The organism is Shinella sp. M31 (genome assembly GCF_049199205.1).
Lineage (GTDB): Bacteria > Pseudomonadota > Alphaproteobacteria > Rhizobiales > Rhizobiaceae > Shinella.
Map to the genome: position 1 here is coordinate 3,766 of NZ_JBLZPH010000157.1, position 7,945 is coordinate 11,710.

A 7,945-nucleotide genomic window follows, 5' to 3' on the forward strand; every position below is an offset into this window, starting at 1 on the left:
GGGGCTGCGGCATCGGGCGGGAAGCGCCGCCCGTCATCCTCCCGTCACCAAAGCTTGGGTGAATCGTCATCCTCCCGTTACCGGGCTGACATGTCGCGGACCGATGGTCTGCCCGTCGATTCGCGGGCTTGGCCGGAGGTGGCATGGCGATTGTTCCCGAGACGCTGACGCGGCGCTCGTTTCTCTTGACCGCAGGGGCCGGCGCGCTTGCGACGTCCTCGGCGCTGGCGGTGCCCTACTACGCGCGCCGTCACGGCAGTCCGGTTTTTTCGCATGGCGTGCAATCCGGCGATGTCGATTGCTCCTCCGGCATGGTCTGGGCGCGCACCGATCGGCCGGCGGAGGTGACGCTGGAATATTCGACCACCGACAGTTTTATCGACGTCACGCGCCTGCCGCTTCAGAAGGCGACTGTTACCTCCGACAATGCGGTCAAGGCGATGCTGGAGGGGCTCCTGCCGGACCAAGACATCTTCTACCGCTTCACCGCAAACGATTTCTATTCCAGCCACCTCGTCTCCGAGCCCGTCGTCGGGCGCTTCCGCACGGCGCCGATGCGCAAGCGCTCGGTGCGCTTCGTCTGGTCGGGCGATACGGCGGGGCAGGGCTGGGGCATCGACGATGTCGGCATGAGAACCTACTCGACCATGCTGCGCCACGAGCCGGATTTCTTCATTCATTCTGGCGATACGGTCTATGCCGACGGACCGATCCCCGATGAAATCCCGCTGCGCGACGGCGGCGTCTGGAAGAACCGGATCGTTACCGACGAAAAGCGCAATGTGGCGCGCACGCTCGATGAATTCCGCGGCCAGTGGAAATACAATCTGCTCGACGACCATCTTCTGTCCTTCAACAGCCAGTGTCCGACCTTCTTCCAGTGGGACGACCACGAGGTTTTGAACAACTGGTCGGAATCGAGTGACCTGACGGGTGACCGGCGCTATCCGGAAAAGGATATCGGCATCTACGAGCAGCGCGCCCGGCGCGCTTTCCACGAGATGACACCGATCCGCTATTTCGCAACCGAACCTGGCCGTATCTTCCGCAAGGTCGCCTATGGGCCGCTGCTCGATGTGTTCTTCGTCGACCTGCGCTCCTATCGCAGCCCCAACAAGGGCGGCACGGAGAACGGTCTGTTCGGCTGGCGGCAGGCGGATTGGCTGCGGCGCGAACTCGCGGCCTCTGAGGCCGTCTGGAAGGTGATCGCCTGCGACATGCCGCTCGGCCTCGTCATCTGGGACGACTATGCCAACAGCCTGGGCTACGAGGGCGTGGCCGACGGCCTGAATGGCCCGCCGGCGGCGCGCGAGCGGGAGATCGCCGACCTTCTCTCCTTCATGCGCGACAATGCCATCCACAATGTCGTCTGGCTGACGGCGGACGTGCATTACACCGCCGCCCACCACTACGACCCGTCGCGCGCGAAATTCCAGGAGTTCAATCCGTTCTGGGAGTTCGTCTCCGGGCCGCTGCATTCCGGTACCTATGGTCCGAAACCGCTCGACAGCACCTTCGGGCCGGAGGTGCGTTTCATCAAGGCGTCCGGCGGCGGCGTTGACAGCAATCTGCCGCCTTCGGCGGGTCTGCAATTCTTCGGTCTCGTCGATATCAACGGTGCGAGCGAGGAGATGACGGTACGGCTGATGGACCGCGAGGATCAGGAGCTGTGGCGTGTCGTGCTGCCGCCGGTGCGTTCATCATGATGACAAGCTGCGCGTCGGGCGGATAACAGAGTTGCGGTCCGCCCCTTTCGCAAATGCGGAAAAACATGTAAGAGCCCGGCCATTGAAGACGGCGCCCTCTTTTTGCGCGCGCCCCGAACCTCAGAGATTATACCATGTCACTCCGCAATATCGCGATCATCGCGCACGTCGACCATGGCAAGACCACGCTCGTCGACGAGCTTCTCAAGCAGTCCGGCTCTTTCCGTGAAAACCAGCGCGTTGCCGAGCGCGTGATGGATAGCAACGATCTTGAAAAGGAACGCGGCATCACCATTCTCGCCAAGGCGACCTCGGTGGAGTGGAAGGGCGTTCGCATCAACATCGTCGACACCCCCGGCCACGCCGACTTCGGCGGCGAAGTCGAGCGCATCCTTTCGATGGTGGACGGCGCCATCGTTCTCGTCGATAGCTCGGAAGGCCCGATGCCGCAGACCAAGTTCGTGGTCGGCAAGGCACTTAAAGTTGGTTTGAAGCCGATCGTCGCGATCAACAAGATCGACCGTCCGGACGGCCGCCACGAAGAAGTCATCAACGAAGTCTTCGACCTCTTCGCCAATCTCGACGCCACCGACGAACAGCTCGACTTCCCGATCCTCTACGGCTCGGGTCGTGACGGCTGGATGAACGTCAACCCGGAAGGTCCGAAGGAAGAAGGCCTCGCGCCGCTTCTCGATCTCGTGCTCAAGCACGTCCCGGAGCCTGTCGTCGAGGAAGGTCCGTTCCGCCTGATCGGCACGATCCTCGAGGCCAACCCCTTCCTCGGCCGCATCATCACCGGCCGCATAGCCTCGGGCACGCTGAAGTCCAACCAGCCGGTCAAGGTTCTCGGCCAGGATGGCAAGCTGATCGAAACCGGCCGTATCTCGAAGATTCTCGCCTTCCGCGGCATCGAGCGCACGGCGATCGACGAGGCCCATGCCGGCGACATCGTCGCCATTGCCGGCCTCTCCAAGGGCACCGTCGCCGACACGTTCTGCGATCCCTCGGTCACCGAAGCCATGACCGCGCAGCCGATCGACCCGCCGACCGTCACCATGTCCTTCATCGTCAACGATAGCCCGCTTGCCGGCACCGAAGGCGACAAGGTCACGAGCCGCGTCATCCGCGACCGCCTGTTCAAGGAAGCCGAAGGCAACGTCGCGCTGAAGATCGAGGAAGCCGAAGGCAAGGATTCGTTCTACGTGTCCGGCCGCGGTGAACTTCAGCTCGCCGTTCTCATCGAAACCATGCGCCGTGAAGGTTTCGAGCTTGCCGTATCGCGTCCGCGCGTCGTCATGCACAAGGACGAGAACGGCACCACGATGGAACCGATCGAAGAAGTCGTCATCGACGTCGACGAAGAGCATTCGGGCATCGTCGTGCAGAAGATGTCGGAGCGCAAGGCCGAGATGACGGAACTGCGTCCGTCGGGCGGCAACCGCGTCCGCCTGAAGTTCCTGGCGCCGACCCGTGGCCTCATCGGCTACCAGTCGGAACTGCTCACCGACACGCGCGGCACGGCGATCATGAACCGCCTGTTCCACGACTACCAGCCCTTCAAGGGCGCGATCGGCGGCCGCGTCAACGGCGTGCTGCTGTCGAACGGTTCGGGCGAAGCCGTGGCTTACGCCATGTTCAACCTGGAAGACCGCGGCCCGATGATCATCGAGCCGGGCGAGAAGGTCTATGCCGGCATGATCATCGGCATCCACTCGCGCGACAACGACCTCGAGGTCAACGTGCTCAAGGGCAAGCAGCTCACCAACATCCGCGCCGCCGGCAAGGATGAAGCCGTGAAGCTGACCCCGCCGATCCGCATGACGCTCGACCGCGCGCTGTCGTGGATCCAGGACGACGAACTGATGGAAGTGACGCCGAAGTCGATCCGTCTGCGCAAGATGTTCCTCGACGCCAACGATCGCAAGCGATTCGAAAAGCAGCGGGCTGCCGGCGCGGCCTAAGCGCCTCTTCCCGAAACGGGACAAATATGAACCCCGGTCGCAAGGCCGGGGTTTTTCATGTGTGTGCCATCGTTTTACGGCTTGTGACGTTTGTTAAAAAAGCGTTAACTTTTCCGCGTGCCATCCGGAACACGCCTGTGGGCAAGGGAGGCCTTCGTATGGGCGCGGGATTCCGGTGGAATCGGTGCGGGAATAAGAGTGGTGTTATGAAAACACTGTCGATCGATGTGCGGCGCGCCGAGCCGCAGGACGCGCGCGCGATATCCGAGACGCATCGGGTGTCGTGGCTGCAGGCCTATGGCGGCCTCATTCCGCATATCCCGCTCAACCAGATGGTCGATCGCCGCAACGAGACCTGGTGGCGCAAGGCGACGCGCGGCCCCGCGACGCTCCTGGTGCTCGATGTCGCCGGCACGGTGGCCGGCTATGCCACGCTCGGCCTCAACCGCGCCCGCGCGCTGCCCCAGGAAGGCGAGATCTACGAACTCTATCTGCGTCCGGAATATCAGGGCATCGGTCTTGGCCGGCTGCTGTTCGGCGAGGCGCAGCGGCTTTTGAAGTCGCTCGGCTGCAACGGCATGATCGCCTGGTGCCTCGAGGATAGCGAGCATGCCGACCGCTTCTTCCGCTCCGCCGGCGGCCGCGACATTGCCGAGGGCATGGAGAATTTCGGCGACAAGGAACTGAAGAAGATCGGTTTCGTCTGGCCCTGAGGCTTATTCCACGGCACCCGGCAGGGTGCGCGACGGTTCTCCCGCAAGTTTTCCCCGTTTGCCGTGCCATTGCGGCTCGTTTACGCCGCAGGCAAAGCTGGCCGCTTCGTCATCCGCCACCGCGCGGGCGAGCGTGTTGGCATCCTTGTTCTCAAGCGCATCGACATAGCCGGCGACGCAGCTCGTCGGATTGTCCTTCGTCGCCACCGTGGAGACGACGAGAACCTGGCCATAGCGCGCGTCCGCTTCGCCTGTCGTTTCGGGATCGGCGACGAACCAGCGCACGATGGTGGCGACAGGCGTGCCGCCGGTGCCCAGCCGCCATTCGATCTTGGCGCCGGTGTGATTGAACGGCCCGAAGGTTTCGAAGGCCTTGGCGATATAGGCGTCGCTGACCGGGCCATAGGCGATGCTCTGCCGGAGGTCGCCTTCCTTGAAATAAACGGTAAAGTCCCTGTAGCCGCTGCAGAGCAGGTCGACGCTTCCGCCTTCCTCTTCCTCCGAAATGGTCTTGCAGGCGTCGAGGTCGCGGTCTGTATAGACGCTCTCGTTGGCCCTGGCGGCGACGGCCATCGATACGGCAAGGGAAACGGAAAGCAGAAGCGGCGTCAGGCGCATGAAAAATCCTCCGGTTGCAAGGAAGACGGCAGATCCGGCCGGTCTATTCGAAAGTCATGTTGCGCCGCAGCGGGATTCGCTTTAGGAAGCCCGAAAATCACTGCATCTCACTGAGGGAGCCCCCATGCGTATCGATGCGATTTCCGTTGGCAAGAACCCGCCTGAAGACGTGAACGTCATTGTCGAGGTGCCGGTCGGCGGCCACCCGATCAAGTACGAGATGGACAAGGAAGCCGGCGCGCTCATCGTCGATCGCTTCCTCTATACGCCGATGACTTACCCGGGCAATTACGGTTTCGTACCGCACACGCTGTCGGAAGACGGCGACCCGATCGACGTTCTCATCGCCAACACCCGTCCGCTCGTTCCGGGCTGCGTGATCAATGTGCGCCCGATCGGCGTGCTGGTCATGGAAGACGACGGCGGCAAGGACGAGAAGATCATCGCCGTGCCGGTGCCGAAGCTGACGCGCCGCTACGACAAGGTCGAAAACTACACCGACCTGCCGGAAATCACGCTGAAGCAGATCGAGCACTTCTTCACGCATTACAAGGATCTGGAGCCCGGCAAGTGGGTGAAGATCGCCGGCTGGCAGGATGTCGGCACGGCCAAGAAGATGATTCTGGAAGCCGTCGAGCGCTACAACGTCTCGAAGTAAGCGCAGGCGCGTTTTCGGATCTCAAAAACAAAACCCTCCGGGTCGCCAGCGATCCGGAGGGTTTTTTTGTTGTCGAAGCGATTGTCAGAGAACCGCGGGCGCCAGAACCGTGCGGATGACCTGTTCGAGGAAGAACAGGATGACCAGCACGACAAGCGGCGACAGATCGACGCCGCCGAAATTCGGCAGGATACGGCGGATCGGGCGATAGATCGGCTCGGTCAACTGGTAGAGCGAGCGGCCGATGGTCGCGATCACCTGATTGTTCGCGTTGATGACATTGAAGGCATAGAGCCAGGAGAAGATCGCCGAGGCGATGACCAGGAACCATGCGATGCTGATGATGAACAATAGGGTGTTGATGACCGCTATCATTGACGTCTCCAATTGGTTTCGTCCCGACATGTAGCCATTGCAAGGCCCGCCAGCAAGGCCACGTGCCTGGTGGTGCGGCAACATGTTTAATGCTGTAGCTCAGGCTTCGTGAAAAATACGATCGAGGAAGGACGTCATCCAGATCCGCAGCGCCGCATCGTGCAGCAGGCGTCCGTCGAGATGCAGGCGGCCGTTCTGCGCGCCTGGCAGTTCGAAGCGATGCGCACCGCGCACGACCCAGCGATGCATCATGGCGAGTGTCAGTTCGCCATGGAACTGAATGCCCCAGGCATTGTCGCCATAGCGGAAAGCCTGGTTTTCATAGTGATGGCCGGTGGCGAGCAGCGTCGCGCCGGAGGGCAGGTCGAAGCCCTCGCGGTGGAACTGGTAGACCATGTCGGGCCAGGGCATCAGCGCCGCGCCGGCATCGGTCGCAGTAAGCGGATACCAGCCGATCTCCGTCCAGCCCTCGGTGTGGCCAAAGACACTGCCGCCGAGGTTCTTTACCAGCATCTGCGCGCCGAGGCAGATGCCGAGGAAGGGCCGGTCCTCCTTCAGGGGCACGTTCAGCCAGTCGATCTCGTCGCGCACATAGGCTTCGTCGTCATTGGCGCTCATCGGCCCGCCGAAGACGACGGCGCCGGCATGGTGGGCGAGTGTTTCCGGCAGGGGATCACCAAGCACGGGGCGGCGGATGTCGAGCGCATGGCCCATCTGCTGCAGAATCTGCCCGACACGGCCGGGGCTGGAGCTCTCCTGGTGCAGCACGATGAGGACGGGACGCTTGCTGCGCGGCTTGCGTGGGAAATCGAGCATGGCTCAGGCCTCGTCCGGCTCCTTTTGTGCTGCCGGGGCTCCCACCCGCTCGGCCACTTCCTGTCGCTTCATGATGCGCTCGCGTCCCGACACGCCGAGCAGGTCCGCGATGCGCCAGATGGCATGGTCCTCCATCTCGCTGCGCTCGCCATCGGCATAGACGATCTCCCAGAGCAGGCCGATCAGGGCGACACGTTGGTCCTCGGAAAGCTGGCGCTTCAGCTCGGACGTGAAGTGAAAGAAATCGATCGCTTCGCTTTCCGCGCTGGCGCCGGCATCGACCAGCGCATCCATTTCCGCAGCATCGACGCTATAGAGATCCTGGAAATGGTCGCGCAGCGCCTTCTTTTCGATATCCAGCACCTGGCCGTCCGCCTCCATCACCTGGATGCAGAGCGCCATGACCGCGACCCGCGGATCGTCGGCGGCGAAGGCCGGTTTGCTGTCGCCGCCGGAAAGGCTCGCCAGAAATTGCTGCAAGCGTTCGAACATCGATGATCTCAGCCCCGTTCCCTCAAGCCCCAGAACAATCAGAATAAGCGGAAACCGCTCGTGCCGTCCCGTTTGACGGCAGCGCCTTCCTTCACACCGGGATCATCCGGCAGGCCGAAGAACGGGCGTTCCTCCTCCTGCACCGATGCCTCCTCCTTGGCCTTTTCCACGACCACGGGCGTGTTCTCGACGACGGCGGTCACCACGACGGGTTTTTCGACAGGCGCCTTCTCGACCCTCACGACCTCTTCCACCTTAACGGCCGGCTTCTGTTCGATGGCGAGCGGCGGCAGGGTGCGGATCGCCTCGTCGACGGCATCCGCCGAGCCCTCCTCGACGGGGCCTTCCAGCGCACTGACCGGCGTCTTCCATTCGAAGGCGTCGAGACGGCCGGTGACGGGCGAGACGGCGCGCCATTCCGGTGCTGTGATGCCGTCGGCCGTCCAGGCCGGATCGCGCGGGGCTTTCAGCGCCTGGTTCATCCAATGGCGGATGCGGCCCTGGTCGCCGGTCTCGGCATCCTCGATATCGGCCAGCAGCAGGAAGGCGCTTTCGCGCGGTGCAAGGCGGGCGGCCGCCTCGGCCTTGCTGCGGGCGAGCGCGAAA

General features: G+C 62.9%; 8 protein-coding genes and 1 pseudogene. 4 read left to right on the forward strand and 5 right to left on the reverse strand.

The genetic code is table 11. The annotated features are described in order from the left end of the window. Nucleotides 1-143 precede the first annotated feature (143 nt). From ACOZKU_RS25575 to ACOZKU_RS25585, 3 genes are all read left to right on the forward strand, one after another. Nucleotides 144-1,706 carry an alkaline phosphatase D family protein gene (locus tag ACOZKU_RS25575; RefSeq protein ID WP_421581270.1) on the forward strand — a complete coding sequence of 521 codons (1,563 nt, stop codon included), beginning with the start codon at nt 144-146 and terminating at the stop codon, nt 1,704-1,706. A 134-nt stretch (nt 1,707-1,840) separates the two neighbouring features. Then, entirely contained in the window at nt 1,841-3,667 is a 1,827-nt protein-coding gene (gene typA, locus ACOZKU_RS25580; protein WP_117371267.1) for a translational GTPase TypA, read from the forward strand. 206 nt (nt 3,668-3,873) lie between these two features. Then, nucleotides 3,874-4,380 (forward strand): GNAT family N-acetyltransferase, encoded by a 507-nt coding sequence (locus tag ACOZKU_RS25585; RefSeq protein ID WP_421581271.1) that lies wholly within the window; start codon nt 3,874-3,876, stop codon nt 4,378-4,380. A gap of 3 nt (nt 4,381-4,383) precedes the next feature. Here ACOZKU_RS25585 and ACOZKU_RS25590 read toward each other — a convergent pair whose 3' ends face one another. Further along, entirely contained in the window at nt 4,384-4,998 is a 615-nt protein-coding gene (locus ACOZKU_RS25590) for a hypothetical protein (RefSeq protein ID WP_421581272.1), read from the reverse strand. Between the two features lie 124 nt (nt 4,999-5,122). On the opposite strand from ACOZKU_RS25590, the gene ppa reads away from it, so the two are divergent. Then, on the forward strand, nt 5,123-5,656 hold the full coding sequence (gene ppa / locus ACOZKU_RS25595) for an inorganic diphosphatase (protein ID WP_314089684.1): 534 nt from the start codon (nt 5,123-5,125) through the stop codon (nt 5,654-5,656). An 84-nt stretch (nt 5,657-5,740) separates the two neighbouring features. Here the strand turns inward: ppa and ACOZKU_RS25600 are convergent, their stop codons facing one another. The 4 genes and pseudogenes from ACOZKU_RS25600 to ACOZKU_RS25615 form a co-directional block, all read right to left on the reverse strand. Further along, nucleotides 5,741-6,031, reverse strand: a complete 291-nt coding sequence (locus ACOZKU_RS25600; RefSeq protein WP_314089682.1) for a YggT family protein — start codon at nt 6,029-6,031, stop codon at nt 5,741-5,743. Nucleotides 6,032-6,130: 99 nt separating this feature from the next. Next, the gene (locus tag ACOZKU_RS25605) at nt 6,131-6,847 is read right to left on the reverse strand and encodes a glutamine amidotransferase (protein WP_421581273.1); all 717 of its coding nucleotides are present in this window, start codon (nt 6,845-6,847) and stop codon (nt 6,131-6,133) included. A gap of 3 nt (nt 6,848-6,850) precedes the next feature. Beyond that, nucleotides 6,851-7,339 (reverse strand): TerB family tellurite resistance protein, encoded by a 489-nt coding sequence (locus ACOZKU_RS25610; RefSeq protein WP_421581274.1) that lies wholly within the window; start codon nt 7,337-7,339, stop codon nt 6,851-6,853. 38 nt (nt 7,340-7,377) lie between these two features. Further along, nucleotides 7,378-7,945, reverse strand: a pseudogene (locus ACOZKU_RS25615) (heme biosynthesis protein HemY); the annotation flags it as partial.

Bases quoted from the DNA above. Each gene is read 5' to 3' on its own strand.
- ACOZKU_RS25575 (WP_421581270.1), top strand. From the start codon at position 144: ATGGCGATTGTTCCCGAGACGCTGACGCGGCGCTCGTTTCTCTTGACC.
- typA (WP_117371267.1), top strand. From the start codon at position 1,841: ATGTCACTCCGCAATATCGCGATCATCGCGCACGTCGACCATGGCAAG.
- ACOZKU_RS25585 (WP_421581271.1), top strand. From the start codon at position 3,874: ATGAAAACACTGTCGATCGATGTGCGGCGCGCCGAGCCGCAGGACGCG.
- ACOZKU_RS25590 (WP_421581272.1), bottom strand. From the start codon at position 4,998: ATGCGCCTGACGCCGCTTCTGCTTTCCGTTTCCCTTGCCGTATCGATG.
- ppa (WP_314089684.1), top strand. From the start codon at position 5,123: ATGCGTATCGATGCGATTTCCGTTGGCAAGAACCCGCCTGAAGACGTG.
- ACOZKU_RS25600 (WP_314089682.1), bottom strand. From the start codon at position 6,031: ATGATAGCGGTCATCAACACCCTATTGTTCATCATCAGCATCGCATGG.
- ACOZKU_RS25605 (WP_421581273.1), bottom strand. From the start codon at position 6,847: ATGCTCGATTTCCCACGCAAGCCGCGCAGCAAGCGTCCCGTCCTCATC.
- ACOZKU_RS25610 (WP_421581274.1), bottom strand. From the start codon at position 7,339: ATGTTCGAACGCTTGCAGCAATTTCTGGCGAGCCTTTCCGGCGGCGAC.